This window comes from Martinezella miluonensis (assembly GCF_900094545.1).
Taxonomy (GTDB): domain Bacteria; phylum Pseudomonadota; class Alphaproteobacteria; order Rhizobiales; family Rhizobiaceae; genus Rhizobium; species Rhizobium miluonense.
This window is the reverse complement of sequence record NZ_FMAH01000003.1, coordinates 103,121-116,232: the sequence shown is the minus strand read 5'-3', so window position 1 is coordinate 116,232 and position 13,112 is coordinate 103,121. Positions and strand designations below refer to the sequence as shown.

General features: G+C 60.7%; 13 protein-coding genes. 8 read left to right on the top strand and 5 right to left on the bottom strand.

Translation table 11 applies throughout. The features are described 5' to 3' along the window. From GA0061102_RS04525 to GA0061102_RS04500, 6 genes are read left to right on the top strand one after another with little or no spacing between them, the layout of a single operon-like run. Entirely contained in the window at nucleotides 1-984 is a 984-nt protein-coding gene (locus GA0061102_RS04525; protein WP_092844456.1) for an ABC transporter permease, read from the top strand. Continuing rightward, entirely contained in the window at nucleotides 981-1,883 is a 903-nt protein-coding gene (locus tag GA0061102_RS04520) for an ABC transporter permease (protein ID WP_092844454.1), read from the top strand. The genes GA0061102_RS04525 and GA0061102_RS04520 overlap by 4 nt, the downstream gene beginning before the upstream one ends. After that, nucleotides 1,880-2,695 carry an ABC transporter ATP-binding protein gene (locus tag GA0061102_RS04515; protein ID WP_092844451.1) on the top strand — a complete coding sequence of 272 codons (816 nt, stop codon included), beginning with the start codon at nucleotides 1,880-1,882 and terminating at the stop codon, nucleotides 2,693-2,695. The genes GA0061102_RS04520 and GA0061102_RS04515 overlap by 4 nt, the downstream gene beginning before the upstream one ends. Further along, nucleotides 2,692-3,618, top strand: coding sequence for an ABC transporter ATP-binding protein (locus GA0061102_RS04510; protein ID WP_092844449.1), 927 nt, complete (start codon nucleotides 2,692-2,694; stop codon nucleotides 3,616-3,618). The genes GA0061102_RS04515 and GA0061102_RS04510 overlap by 4 nt, the downstream gene beginning before the upstream one ends. Before the next feature lie 12 nt (nucleotides 3,619-3,630). Then, nucleotides 3,631-4,101 carry a GNAT family N-acetyltransferase gene (locus GA0061102_RS04505; protein WP_092844447.1) on the top strand — a complete coding sequence of 157 codons (471 nt, stop codon included), beginning with the start codon at nucleotides 3,631-3,633 and terminating at the stop codon, nucleotides 4,099-4,101. Nucleotides 4,102-4,123: 22 nt separating this feature from the next. Continuing rightward, entirely contained in the window at nucleotides 4,124-6,151 is a 2,028-nt protein-coding gene (locus GA0061102_RS04500) for a beta-N-acetylhexosaminidase (RefSeq protein ID WP_208858607.1), read from the top strand. Between the two features lie 85 nt (nucleotides 6,152-6,236). Here GA0061102_RS04500 and GA0061102_RS04495 read toward each other — a convergent pair whose 3' ends face one another. Further along, entirely contained in the window at nucleotides 6,237-7,463 is a 1,227-nt protein-coding gene (locus GA0061102_RS04495) for an ROK family transcriptional regulator (protein WP_092844445.1), read from the bottom strand. Nucleotides 7,464-7,746: 283 nt separating this feature from the next. Between GA0061102_RS04495 and GA0061102_RS04490 the strand changes: the two genes are divergently transcribed. Next, nucleotides 7,747-7,995 (top strand): hypothetical protein, encoded by a 249-nt coding sequence (locus GA0061102_RS04490; RefSeq protein WP_037191599.1) that lies wholly within the window; start codon nucleotides 7,747-7,749, stop codon nucleotides 7,993-7,995. Nucleotides 7,996-8,129: 134 nt separating this feature from the next. Here GA0061102_RS04490 and GA0061102_RS04485 read toward each other — a convergent pair whose 3' ends face one another. Then, nucleotides 8,130-8,762: a lysozyme inhibitor LprI family protein gene (locus tag GA0061102_RS04485; RefSeq protein ID WP_092844443.1), complete on the bottom strand. Its 633-nt coding sequence runs from the start codon at nucleotides 8,760-8,762 to the stop codon at nucleotides 8,130-8,132. Nucleotides 8,763-9,466: 704 nt separating this feature from the next. On the opposite strand from GA0061102_RS04485, the gene GA0061102_RS04480 reads away from it, so the two are divergent. Next, entirely contained in the window at nucleotides 9,467-10,429 is a 963-nt protein-coding gene (locus GA0061102_RS04480; RefSeq protein WP_092844441.1) for a S1C family serine protease, read from the top strand. A gap of 58 nt (nucleotides 10,430-10,487) precedes the next feature. Here the strand turns inward: GA0061102_RS04480 and GA0061102_RS04475 are convergent, their stop codons facing one another. The 3 genes from GA0061102_RS04475 to GA0061102_RS04465 form a co-directional block, all read right to left on the bottom strand. After that, nucleotides 10,488-11,264: an SDR family oxidoreductase gene (locus tag GA0061102_RS04475; RefSeq protein WP_092844439.1), complete on the bottom strand. Its 777-nt coding sequence runs from the start codon at nucleotides 11,262-11,264 to the stop codon at nucleotides 10,488-10,490. Then, on the bottom strand, nucleotides 11,261-12,247 hold the full coding sequence (denD, locus tag GA0061102_RS04470) for a D-erythronate dehydrogenase (protein ID WP_092844437.1): 987 nt from the start codon (nucleotides 12,245-12,247) through the stop codon (nucleotides 11,261-11,263). Before denD ends, GA0061102_RS04475 begins: the two co-directional genes overlap by 4 nt. A 99-nt stretch (nucleotides 12,248-12,346) precedes the next feature. Then, nucleotides 12,347-13,111 carry a hydroxypyruvate isomerase family protein gene (locus GA0061102_RS04465; protein WP_092844435.1) on the bottom strand — a complete coding sequence of 255 codons (765 nt, stop codon included), beginning with the start codon at nucleotides 13,109-13,111 and terminating at the stop codon, nucleotides 12,347-12,349. Nucleotide 13,112: the final 1 nt, after the last annotated feature.

Here is a 13,112-nt window from a genome sequence, read left to right as displayed (position 1 = left end):
ATGCGTATTTCAAGCCGGCGCCTGGGCGTCTACGCGGTGGCATTGGCCTTCGCGATCGTCGTGAACTTCATCCTTCCCCGGCTTATGCCGGGGAGCCCCGTCGACGCCATGGTCGCCCAGCTTGGGCCGCGGGCCACGCCCGCGGCCGTCGAGGCGATCAAGGCGCGGTTCGGCGAGATCGATCAGCCGATCATGATGCAGTTCCTCGACTATCTCAAAGGGCTCGCCACCTTCGATCTCGGCGTTTCGGTCAAATACTATCCGCAGACGGTGGTCCAGGTGTTGAGCCGGGCCACGCTGTGGACCGTCTTCCTGGTCGTCACCGCGATCATCTTTTCGCTGTGCGTTGGCGTCGTGCTCGGCGCGATCTCGGCCTGGCGCCGCGGCGGGCGGTTTGACACGGTCGTGTCGCCTCTCTCCGTAATCATGTTTTCCATACCGCCCGTGATCATCGCCCTGACGATCCTCTTCGTCTTCGCGGTATCGCTGCGCTGGTTTCCAGTCGGCTATGCCTATGATCCCAATCTCGATCCGGGCTTCAATTTCACCTTCTTCGGCAGCGTCTTCATGCATGCCATCCTGCCGGTGCTGACGCTTTCGCCGTTCCTCATCGGCGAATTCCAGACGACCATGCGCTCGTCGATGATCGTCATACTGGGCGAGGATTATGTGACCATGGGGCGGGCGAAAGGGCTCAGTAATTTCGCCGTCATGTTCAGTTATGGCGCCCGCAACGCCCTCTTGCCCGTATTGACCAATCTGGCGCTGATGCTTGGCGCCGTCTTCGGCGGATCCATCGTCACCGAGATCGTCTTCAACTATCCTGGCCTCGGCCTGACGCTGTTCACCGCCAGCGTAGCGCGCGATTATCCCGTCATTCAGGGTCAACTGCTCTTGATGACGATCGCGACCCTCGCCGCGAATTTTCTGGTCGACATCATCTACGGCCTTGTCGATCCGAGATTGATGGAGGGCGTACGATGAGTTTCGCGTTGCGATCAATTTTCAGCCAGAAGAAGGCCCTCATCGGCTTCATCATCGTTGCCGCCTTGTGCCTTATGGCGATTTTTGCGCCGATCATAGCACCCGGCGAACCCGGCGCGCGCGTCGGCCGTTCACATCAGGCACCGTCGGTCGAACATGTCTTCGGAACTACCAAGATGGGCCGCGATGTCTATCGGCAGTTTGTCTGGGGTGCGAGAAGTTCGCTTTCGGTAGGCTTTGCGACCGGCATCGCCATTACCGTCATCGGCACGGCCATCGGCCTCATCGCCGGCTATGCCGGCGGCAGGACCGACGCGGTACTCGATCTCGCCACCAATGCGGTGCTGGTCATACCGAACATGCCGCTGCTCATCCTGCTGGCCTCTTTTGCGGGCACGGTCGGGCCGATGACGATCATGACCATCATCGCCTTGACGTCGTGGCCGTGGGGTGCGCGCATGACCCGGTCGCAAACCATGGCTTTGCGCAATCGCGATTTCGTCACGGCGGCCAAGATGATCGGCGAACCGGCATGGCGTATCATCTTCGTCGAAATCCTGCCGAACCTGACGCCGCTGATCGGCATCAATCTGGTCGGCAGCATCATTTACGCGATCGTTGCACAGACCACGCTCGAATATCTCGGCTTTGGCGATCCGCTTAAAGTGACCTGGGGCACGATGCTCTACAACGCCCAGAACGCTTCGGCCATCATGGTCGGCGCCTGGTGGGACATTGCAGTGCCCGCCGCCGGTATCGCACTGACTGGCCTTGGCCTTGCGCTGATCAACTTCACCTTCGACGAAATCGCCAATCCGCAATTGCGCTCCGGATCGGCGTTGACCCGGTGGTTCCGTCTGACCCGAGCCCGCAATCGCATGATGAGGTCAGGCCAATGAGCGATAATCTGCTTGAAATCGAACACCTCAACATCGACTACCTGGTCGACAAGGGCGACTTCCGGGCGGTGAAAGATGTCTCGTTCAATATCGGCCGCGGCGAGATATTCGGTCTCGCTGGCGAATCCGGCTGCGGAAAGAGCACGATTGCTTTTGCGATCACACGGCTTTCCAAGCCGCCTGCGTGGATCAGCGGCGGAAGCATCCGTCTGGATGGCCAGGATCTGCTCAAGATGCCGGAGACCGAGTTGCAGAAGATCCGCTGGAAGCGGGTCGGCATGGTGTTTCAGAGCGCCATGAACTCGCTCAACCCGCTGATGCGGGTCGAAGCGCAGTTTCACGATGTGCTGCACCGCCACACCGGATGCTCACGGCAGGAGTCCCGCGCTCGCGCCGAGGAAATGTTCAAACTGGTGGGCATTCCCGTGCATCGTGTCGGCGACTATCCGCACCAGTTTTCCGGAGGCATGCGCCAGCGCATCGTCATCGCCATCTGCTTGGCGCTGCGACCCGAGCTCATCATCATGGACGAACCGACGACCGCACTCGACGTCGTCGTGCAGCGAGAGATCCTTGAGCAAGTGCTCGATCTTCAGCAGACCTATGGTTTTTCCGTGCTGTTCATCACGCATGACCTGCATCTGATGGCGCAGCTTTGCCATCGCATCGGCGTGATGTTGAAAGGCGAGCTGGTTGAGGTCGGCGATGTCTCTCAAGTCAGCCAATCGCCCGTTCATGAGTATACGCGCAAGCTCTGGAACGCCATTCCGCAGCTTCCAGCCAGCGCCCACGCCCCCGGAGTTTTCGCATGAAACTGCATATACAGGCTGTGACTGCCGAACCCGTTATTCGGCTCGAGGACGTTCAGCGTCATTTCGGCTCGGTGCACGCGCTGAAGAGTGTGTCCTTCTCGCTATTTGCGGGAAAGGCGCTCGCTCTCGTCGGCGAGTCGGGTTGCGGAAAGACCACTTGCGCGCGCATCATCGCTCGGCTCGACAAGCCGACGGCTGGCAAGATTCTGGTCCGAGGACAGGATCGCAGCGCGCGCGGTTCGGGCAAGGAAGAGCGGATGTACCGCAAGGACGTCCAGATGGTTTTTCAGGATCCGTTCTCTTCGCTCAACCCGGCTTTCACGATCAACCATCACCTTGCTCGACCGCTGCAACTGCATGGGGGGGATAAGTCGAAGGCCGAGCGGGATGAAGACATATCCCGGCTTCTTGTCAGTGTCGGTCTGGATCCGGCGGTGACGCGGCAGAAGTTTCCCCACGAACTATCGGGTGGCCAGCGCCAGCGCGTCAACATTGCCCGTGCCTTGGCGGTCGCACCGAGCGTGCTGGTGGCGGATGAGCCAACATCGATGCTCGACGTGTCGATCCGCAAGGACATCCTCGATCTGCTGGCGCGGGTAAAGCGGGAAAACGATCTCGCCATGCTCTACATCACCCATGATATCGCCACGGCCGCCCATGTCGCCGAGGAGATCGTCGTGATGTTTGCCGGTCAGATGGTCGAGTGGGGCAATACGGAAATGGTGCTGTCTGCGCCGAAGCATCCCTATACGCAACTCCTGCTGTCGGCCGTTCCGGATGGAGGCCGCAGGTTCGTGACTGGCGGCAGCGCCCGTTTTCTCGAGCAGGCGGAGAAGATCCGCGCGCTCACGCGCCCGATCTCGACCACGGTCGAGCAGGTCGGCGCCAATCATTTCATGCGTGCGCTCGTCGCATCGAACTAGAAGGATTTCACCTTGGATTATCTGGTCAATCTATCGACGCTGCCCGCGGACACGCAGTCGCCCGAACGGATGGCGCATGGCGGCATTACAATTCGACGTGCCCTGCCGCCGGAGCTGCGGCTGATCACCGGCTGGGTGGCCGAACATTTCAGCGAGGGATGGGCGAGCGAAACGACGGTAGCGATGACGCGCCAACCGCCGACCTGCTTCATCGCCACGCGCAATCGCGAGCTTGTCGGCTTTGCATGCCACGAGGCGACCGCACGCGGCTTCTTCGGTCCGACAGGCGTCGCCGAAGACGTGCGAGGTCTTGGCATCGGCCGTGCGTTGCTGTTCGCCTGCCTCACCGACATGAAGGCCATGGGTTACGCCTATGCGATCATCGGCGATGTCGGCCCATCCGAATTCTACGAGAAAACGGTCGGCGCAACGCAGATCCCCAATTCCGCACCCGGCATCTACGCCGGCATGCTCAAGCTTTGAACAATCCCTTCAGGAAGAGAGAATGCTCATGTCCACACCGCGATCCCTGGCTCTGCGGCTTGAAACAACCTGGAACCCGCCGACTGACGAGAAGGAATTTTCCTACGTTTTGCGGCTGAAGAACCTTTCGTCGGAGCCGCTTTCCGGCTTCGCGCTCTGTGTCAGCGGCCCGGGTCGTGTCGACCCAGCCGGCATCGTCGAGGGCGCGACGATCTCCAAGCGTCTTTCCAACTTCACCGAGTTCCAGCCGCCGGAAGGCTTCGTACTGGCGGGTGGCGAAACGTGGACCATCACGGTTCGCGCCTTGAGCTGGCAGTTTCGTCACTGGAACGATGGCGCCAACAGCGCCTATCTCGCATTTGCCGATGGCACCACGGTTTCACTTGGCACCGAGCCGACGCGCACATCATCCAGCAATGCGCCGTTGAAGCGTGGCGCGGAAGTCTATCCGGTGCCGTCAAATCCGCCGGTGCCGCTAGCGATCATTCCGTGGCCGAATCACGTAGCGGTATCCTCCCGGCGTCCACTGCCGGCAGGCTTCGCCTTGAAGGCCGCGGCGCCGGATGCGCAAGCTGCCGCTGAAAGCTTTACGGCCCTTGTCGAGCACCTCTTTTCGGCCGAAGGATTGATCCGTTCCGAGGCGGAAGGTGCCGTGCCGGTGGAATTGCGCCATGTCGAAGGTCTGGGCGCCGAGGCCTACAGGCTCGCCTTTTCCCCAGAGACGATAACGGTCGAAGCGAGCGCACAGACCGGCTTCGTCTATGGTCTCGTTACCATCGGCCAGATCTGGCGCGGTGCGCGTCTGCATCCGCAGGCATTCCACTTCCCGGCGGCCGGCGAGATCATCGACGAGCCGACGATGAGCTGGCGCGGCCTGCACCTCGACGTCGCGCGGCAATTCTATGGCTCCGCTGAAATCAAGAAGCTGATGGCGGTGCTTGCCTGGAACAAGCTGAACCGCTTCCATTGGCATCTGTCGGATGATGAAGCATGGCGCGTCGAGATCGATGCCTATCCGGCGCTGACGCAAATTGGTGCATGGCGTGGGCATGGCCTGCCGATGCCGCCGCTTCTCGGCTCCAGCCCGGCTCGCACCGGCGGTTACTACACCAAGGCGGTCGTGCGCGATATTGTCGGCTATGCCAAGGGTCTTGGCATCGAGGTTTTGCCGGAGATCGACATGCCGGGTCATTGCTATGCCATGCTACAGGCAATTCCGGAGCTTCGCGATCCGAATGAGGCCGGCAGCTATTATTCGGTTCAGGGCTTCCCGGACAATTGTATCAATCCGGCCCGTGAAAAGACCTATGAGGTGATCGAGACGATCCTGTCCGAACTCATCGAGCTATTCCCGTTCAAGACCATTCATATCGGTGCCGACGAGGTGCCGCTTGGTGCATGGTCCGGTTCGCCGGAAGCGCTTGCCCGGCTGCGTGAGCTTGCCGGCGATGACGTTGCCGAGGCGCATGCCAAGCGTCTGAACGTGATCACTAATACGCATGGCGCCGACGATATCCATGGCTCGGGTGCCGCGGTTCTCCAGGCGGAATTCCTGGAGCGCATTCAGGCATTCCTCGCCTCGAAGGGCTGCGTCACCGGTGGCTGGGAAGAGGCTGCCCATGGTGACCGGATTGACAAGGACAAGAGCTATCTCTGCAGCTGGCGCAATGTCGAGGTGGCGGCCGAACTTGCCGGCCGCGGGTATGAGATCGTCGTCTGCCCCGGGCAGGTCTACTATCTCGACATGGCGATGCGTCCGGATTGGGACGAGCCCGGCGGCAGCTGGGCTGGCTATTCCGATGCGGAGAAGATCTACACCTTCGATCCCGTCGGCGGCTGGACGGATGTACAGAAGGAAAAACTCCGCGGCATTCAGGCCTGCATTTGGTCGGAGTCGATGACCGATCGTGCTATCTTCGACCGCCTTGTCTTCCCGCGCCTGTCCGCACTTGCGGAGACAGGCTGGACGAAGCCATCGGCGAAATCCTGGGAGCGGTTCAAGGCGCTTGCCGGCACGATGCCGCTGCTATACGGCCTGCATCAATTTTGACAGCTTGATGCATGGTCCTCAGGCGCGGCACGTTTGCCGCGCCTGATTGTGTTCAATGACTTGCAGGTTCGAACGCCTCGGCCGCTTATCCCGCCTGTTGGGCAGCGCGGTGGATGATCGGCTTTTGCAGAACATCGAATTGCGGGTTCGTTTCCGAGAAGATCGGCAGAGCGGCGGCGCCGAGAATGGCGGTGTCCTTGCCGGTCGCTCCGACCATCAGGCGAGGGATCTTGCGCTCTTCCATCGGGTTGACGGGAATATGGAGCGGCTCCACGCGGGCCGCGAGTTGCGTGAGCAGGGATGTCGGCGCGCTGCCACCGAGTACGATCGTCTGCGGATCGAAGGCAAGCTCGAGAAAGTCGATCGTCTGCCGCAACGGCTGAGCCGCCTGTTCGAGCCAGGTCTCCAGCCCGTGGCTGTTCGCTGCAATCATCGCATCCAGATCGTCGGGATCCAGCTCCTGCGCATCCGCGATGCCGAGGCATTCGTAGGCGACGGATGGCGAGACGTAGCGATCGAGACAACCGCGCTTGCCGCAGGTGCATAGCCTCCCATGCGGCTCGACGATGATGTGGCCGATTTCGCCGGCATTGGCACGGCTGCCCTTGTAGAGATGACCGTCCAGGAACATGCCGGCACCGATGCCGCCATCGCCCGCAAGAAAGAGATAGACGAAGCTTCCGAGGCCGCGCGCGACGCCGTAAAGCCGCTCGCCGATTGCGCCTGCGGTCGCATCATTCTCGACGAGCACAGGCAAGTTGATCAGTCGCTCAAGCTCTCTGGCCACGGGAAAATCCTGCCAGCCCGGCAGATTGAGCGGACTAAGCGACGTCACACCGCCATCCGCGTAGCGTCCGGGCAGGGCGATCCCGACGCCGAGCAGCCGATCCCGGTCGAAGGAAAAGGCCTCCTGCAAATCCCTGACGATGGCGGCAAAGACCGGCATCGCTTCGGTCGGCCCCGGTCTGTCGACATGACGATCGATGCGGGCGCAGACCGTTCCAGATAGGTCCGTCAGCACGCCGGCCGCACGCTGGCGACCAAGTTCGAGGCCGATGGAATAAGCGCCGCTGGGATTGATGGTATAGGGAATGATCGGCTGGCCGCGGGCGATTTTCTGCGCCTCCATCGGGATGAGCAGATGCGAGCGTGCAAGTTCCTCCACGATGTTGGACACCGTCTGGGTCGTCAGCGCCGTCATGCGCGCGATTGCCGCACGCGACAGCGGCCCGTTGGTCCGGATGGCCTCGATCACGACACGCCGGTTATGCGATTTGGCCTGTTCGAGATTCGTGCCTGAAATTGTCTTCATGGGAGGATTGGGAATTCCTGAAGCAGCGTTCGGTTGGCGTTGTTGTTGTCACGCCGTTATCGCACGACGGGAGGGGCGAGTTGTGCTGTCATTGCCCTCGCGTGGTTACTTTCCATCCTTTTGTCTATCGGTTCAAGCTATTGGGGGTCAATGAGCCAAAGCTTTGCATCTACAGGGAATCTTTCTGTTCCGTCGGCGATCGAGGAAGTCTTTACTATGGCAGACGTTCGGTTAGACTCCGGTTACCTCGGCCTTTTGTTGAGGTTTGTCCTGGAGGATTTCGATGATCAGACTGCTCGGACTCGCGATTTTTTCTACCTGCCTCGCCACTGGTGCGATGGCCGCCGATGCCACATGCAAGGCTCAGGCAGCCGACAAGAAACTGGCGGGCGCAGCTTTGACCAGTTTTAGCAACAAGTGCGCAAAGGATGCGGCAAGCTCCTGCGACGCTCAAGCCGCCACAAAGAAGCTCGCAGGCGCCGCCAAGACGAGTTTCGTCAAGAAGTGCACGGCCGATGCCGTTGGCGGCTGATCGCTGACCGCGGCCTTTTGAACAAAAATCCCGGACGCCTCTGGTTGCCTGGGAGCTGGCGAATTGCTGCTATCGAAACGCTGTGATGTGCTTTGCTGCATCACAGCGTTTCTTTGTCTCTCCACGACATCCCTTTACTCCCGCCGATAGGTGCCCTGCATGGTCACGCCGTCGGCAAATTGGCATGCTCCCGTCTGTGAGACGCGCCAGGTCTGGGCGTTCAGGCGATCAAAGCCGATGGAGCAATTGTCTGCGGAAAGCTTTCCGTGTCCGTCCTTGAGAGGAATGACGCCGCTGACGCCGTCCGCGTTCACGTCGCCGGCATCGACACCGCCAGGGCCGACAAAGGTCGAAGCGACTGAGACTGCGGCGAGACCATCGACCGGACCGAATATGGAAAGATTGCCCTCGTTGCCGTTGGCATTTTCCGCGGTAAAGTTGGTGGAGACGCTTCGCCCGCCCTTGGTCGTCAAAAGGTAGCCGATCTGATCATCATATGCCTGTCGGACACACGCGGCATCCTGGCATGATTGCAGCGATTTTACCCAGCGCTGCTGCCGCTGCTTGATCTTGCTCGCATCATCCGTTTTCAGGGCCGCGGCATAGAGATCGCTTGTCATCGCATCCCGCGCTCGAAGCGACTGGTCTGCGCAAATCAGATGGTCGCTTGTCGAGGAAGGCTTCTTGCAATCAATGCCCGCAGCCACGGCCTGTAAGGCAAACAGATTGCCGATCAGCATTGTCAGGGCGATTTTCGAAATCGTCATTGGAGCCTCCGTTTCCAATCATCCCAGCTAACTATGCCTGGTCTTGCAGCTGTAAAGGCCCTGTTGCCACTATTGGATGCGGAAGGTTTTGATCGCACTCGCATTTGAAGATCGCGAGCAGGCCCCTGGTCTTGATGGTCTTAATAGCTTGCGGATGGATGGAGGAACGAGGTGAAGGGCGAAACGCGATTGTCGGGCAGGGGCGCCTCAGCCCGCCAATGTCGTGGCCAAGGCCATAGGTCTTGCGCCGCCATCGGTGACTGCATTGGTCGATCCTCACGGCGCGAGGCCTCGTCCATCGCATCGCGGATCCGAAAGACCGGCGCAGGATTCTGGTCGCACCATCGGAGGAGGCCGTTGAGGTCGCCAAGGAAATTTACGGTCCGATCGAGGAAGCTGGCGTGCGGATGCTTGAGCATTTCTCCGAGACGGAAAAGCAGATCATCCTGCGGTTTCTAACCGAGGCCATCGGCATGCAGGAACGGGAACTCGAACGGCTCCAGCAGCGAGCAAAAAGCTGATTTTGGCGAGCGGGGGCGACGCGCAAGTCTTTCCGGGTGGTCGCACATGCGCGGCCCTTGAACTTGAGGCGACGCCTCCTCATCTCAATATCAATTGTTCCAATCTGTCGAACTGACAGCCTCCTGCCTTCCAACAGTTGCTGCCGGTCCTCATAGCGACGCTTCCGCGTCGGAGGAGTTTCCATGGGCCTCATTGATCGTGGCATTCAGCCGTCATCCGATGCCGGGTTGCTGGATGCCTATTCCCAAACGGTATCGAGTGCCGTCGACCTCGTTGGGCCGGCGGTCAGCCGGATCGAGCGATTGGGCGGCCGCGCCGGGCATGGCTCCGGCTTTGCCATTTCGCCGGACGGCCTCGTCGTCACCAACAATCATGTCGTGGATGACGCAAAGGCCGTGCGCATCAAGACCCCGGAAGGGGCAATCGTCGAGGGAAGGGTGCTCGGGCGCGATCCGGATACCGACCTTGCACTCATTCGTGCCAACGACTGGCCCGGCGATTGGGCGAGGCTTGGAGATTCCAAATCGCTGAAGCGTGGTCACATCGCGATTGCCATCGGCAATCCGCTTGGCTTCGAATGGACTGTTACGGCCGGTATCGTCTCTGCGCTTGGCAGATCGATGCGTGCGGCTAGCGGCCGGCTGATGGAAGATATTATCCAGACGGACGCCGCGCTCAATCCGGGCAATTCCGGCGGTCCTTTGGTCTCGTCCGCCGGCGAGGTGATCGGCGTCAATACCGCCGTCATCCAGGGCGCGCAGAGCATTGCCTTTTCGGTCGCCTCCAACACGGCCAAGCATGTGGTTTCCGAGATCCTGCGTTTCGGCCACGTCAGGCGCGCCTATATCGGCATTGCGGCCGATACGGTCGAGCTACATCGGCGCATTGCGTTGGAGGCTGGCGTCACGCATTCGACGGCCGTGCGGCTGCGCCGTGTCGAGAAGGACAGTCCTGCCGAAAAAGGCGGCCTCCAGGAGGGTGACTATCTGCTTGCCATCGATGGCCACGCAGTGTCAGGCATAGACGATGTCGTCAGGCTGCTGGATGGCGACAAGATCGACACGGAGATCGACGTATTGATCTTCAGCATTGGTGGTTTGATCGAGCGCAAGCAAGTGAAGCCTTCGGCACGACGGGCTATCTAAGTCGTTGCGCCACATCAAATTGTCGGCAGCGCCGTACCCCGACGCTGCCGATTGCTTGTTACCCTCTGCCGACGAGCGGCATTTTCGTTGCCATGACGGTCATGGAGAGAACGTTGGCATCAACCGGTAGCGTAGCCATGTAAACGACGGCGCGTGCGACATGGTCTGCCGAGATTGTCGGTTCGGCTGCGGTCTCGCCATTCGCCTGTAATACGCCGGCGCTCATCCTCGCCGTCATGTCGGTGGCGGCATTGCCGATATCGATCTGGCCGCAGGCGATGTCGAAGGGACGGCCATCGAGGGCCGTCGACTTCGTCAGTCCGGTGATTGCGTGCTTCGTGGCCGTATAGGGTGCGGAATGCGGACGCGGCGTCGTCGCCGAGATCGAGCCGTTGTTGATGATGCGGCCACCTTGCGGCACCTGGGCTTTCATCAGGCGGAAGGCCTGCTGCGTGCAAAGGAATGCGCCGGTCAGGTTCGCGCCGACAATAGCATTCCATTGCTCGAAGCTCAGTTCTTCCATCGGCACGGCCGGCAAGCCAATGCCGGCATTGTTGACCAGAAGGTCGAGGCGGCCATAGCGATCGGCAATAGCATCGAAAAGGCTACGGACCGATGTGGGTTCGCTGACATCGGCTACTACCGGAAGGAAATCTGCTCCGGTTTCCGCGGAAAGCTCGCGGGCGGCTTTTTCGAGAACGTCAGACCGACGCCCCGAGATGACGACCTTGAAGCCAGCCGAGCCAAGGGCTTTTGCGATGGCGCGGCCGATACCCGTGCCGCCGCCGGTCACGATCGCGATCGCGTTCTTTGTGTTCGATGAAATCTCCGTCATGCGACTCTCCCATCCAGTTCGTCCTCGATGTGCGCTTGCACGATCTCATCAAAGCTCCGTTCGGCTTTGAAGCCAAGATCGCAGGCGCGCTCTGCGTCGAACCGGGTCGGCCAGCCGGCGACGATCCGCTCGATCATCGGGTCCGGTTCGCGGCGGATGAGGGCAACGGCCCTGTCACCGCCGACACGGCGCAGCGAATCGATCTCGTCGGAAACGAGCGCTGAAAGTCCGGGCATGGTGAGATTGCGCCGCGGCCCCACTTTCGCGGTGTCGAGGGTCGCGGCATGCACGAAGAAGCCGACGGCGGAACGGGGGCTTGCGAACCAATGCCGCACCGTATCGCTGACTGGCAGAATGGCCTCCTTACCAACAAGCGGTTCGCGCAGGATGTTGGAGAAGAAGCCGGAGGCTGCCTTGTTTGGGGCGCCGGGCCGAACGCAGATGGTCGGCAGTCTGATGCCGATGCCGTCGAAAATGCCGCGTCGCGAATAATCGGCGAGCAGGAGTTCTGCGATTGCCTTCTGGGTGCCATAGCTCGTCAGCGGCGCGGTCAGGAATTCGTCGCCGATGACGTCAGGGAAGGGTGTTCCGAACACGGCAATGGAGGAGGCAAAGATGACACGCGGGGCATAGGCGGATTTCAGGCCCTGCTGTCTGATAGCATCGAAAAGCGCCCGCGTGCCGTCGAGATTGACGGTATAGCCTTTGTCGAAGTCGGCCTCGGCCTCGCCGGAGACGACGGCGGCAAGATGGAAGATCATATCCGGGCGATCTTCGATGAGCTTGGCGGCAATGCCTGATGTCGCAAGGTCCACAGTCAGGGCCTTCGATAGGGATTTCAGCGCCTCCGGTACCGGCGGCTGAAAGGCATCGGCCAGTGTCAGGCGATCGATGGTTCGTCCGAGAACAGCCGGCTCGGCGGCGATGCGGTTGACGAGCTTGCGGCCGATCATACCTGCAGCGCCCAGGATCAATACATGCATATCGGATTTTCCTCCCAATAGGCGGGTGTCAGTCTTCGGGAGAATTCCCGAGCGAATGTTTTCGGCGGCCGTCGGGCATCCGGGATGCCGGCCGCTCTTTCATCTATATGCCCGCAGCCACGTCAGTCCGGCGTCTGTCGTGGTCGCCGGCCGATACTCCGCGCCGATCGGCTTGTTATAGCCAAGCGTTTCCAGAAACTGCAGAATGTGACGGTAGTCGATCTCTCCGTGATCCGGTTCGCGGCGATCCGGAATGGAGGCAATCTGGATATGGCCGATTGCGGCCATATGCGCCTTCAGCCTGTGCGTTAGGTCGCCCTGCATGATCTGGATATGATAGCAGTCGAACATCAGCTTGAGGTTCTCCGCGCCCACTGCGGCAATGATGTCGAGCGCCTGATCCGTCGTCTGCAGGAAATAGCCCGGCGCGTCGCGATGGTTGAGCGGCTCGATCAACACGGTTACGCCGAGCTTGCCGGCGCGTTTGCAGGCATAGCGCAGATTGGCGATGAAGGCGGCTTGAGCCTCATCACCGGCAGCCTTGCCGGCCATGACATGCACGTTTTGCGCGCCAATGGCGGCCGCATAATCGATCGTCTGATCGATGGCGTGGCGTGCTTCGTCATGCCGTCCCGGAATGGCGGCGAGACCATTGTCACCTGCCGCGACATTGCCGCGGGCGGTGTTGAGGCCGAGCATGGGAAGACCGGTTTCGACCAGCGCCTGACGCACGGCTTCGGGCGGGATGTCATAGGGATAGTGGCATTCGACCGCATCGAAGCCGGCAGCCTTCGCGGCGCGGATCGCGTCGGGAAGGGAAAGCTCCTGCCAGAGAAACCCGAGATTGGCGGAAAAGGTGAGCATA

Coding starts and splice junctions, on each gene's coding strand:
- GA0061102_RS04525 (WP_092844456.1), top strand. CDS start 1: ATGCGTATTTCAAGCCGGCGCCTGGGCGTCTACGCGGTGGCATTGGCC.
- GA0061102_RS04520 (WP_092844454.1), top strand. CDS start 981: ATGAGTTTCGCGTTGCGATCAATTTTCAGCCAGAAGAAGGCCCTCATC.
- GA0061102_RS04515 (WP_092844451.1), top strand. CDS start 1,880: ATGAGCGATAATCTGCTTGAAATCGAACACCTCAACATCGACTACCTG.
- GA0061102_RS04510 (WP_092844449.1), top strand. CDS start 2,692: ATGAAACTGCATATACAGGCTGTGACTGCCGAACCCGTTATTCGGCTC.
- GA0061102_RS04500 (WP_208858607.1), top strand. CDS start 4,124: ATGCTCATGTCCACACCGCGATCCCTGGCTCTGCGGCTTGAAACAACC.
- GA0061102_RS04495 (WP_092844445.1), bottom strand. CDS start 7,463: ATGAAGACAATTTCAGGCACGAATCTCGAACAGGCCAAATCGCATAAC.
- GA0061102_RS04490 (WP_037191599.1), top strand. CDS start 7,747: ATGATCAGACTGCTCGGACTCGCGATTTTTTCTACCTGCCTCGCCACT.
- GA0061102_RS04485 (WP_092844443.1), bottom strand. CDS start 8,762: ATGACGATTTCGAAAATCGCCCTGACAATGCTGATCGGCAATCTGTTT.
- GA0061102_RS04480 (WP_092844441.1), top strand. CDS start 9,467: ATGGGCCTCATTGATCGTGGCATTCAGCCGTCATCCGATGCCGGGTTG.
- GA0061102_RS04475 (WP_092844439.1), bottom strand. CDS start 11,264: ATGACGGAGATTTCATCGAACACAAAGAACGCGATCGCGATCGTGACC.
- denD (WP_092844437.1), bottom strand. CDS start 12,247: ATGCATGTATTGATCCTGGGCGCTGCAGGTATGATCGGCCGCAAGCTC.
- GA0061102_RS04465 (WP_092844435.1), bottom strand. CDS start 13,111: ATGCTCACCTTTTCCGCCAATCTCGGGTTTCTCTGGCAGGAGCTTTCC.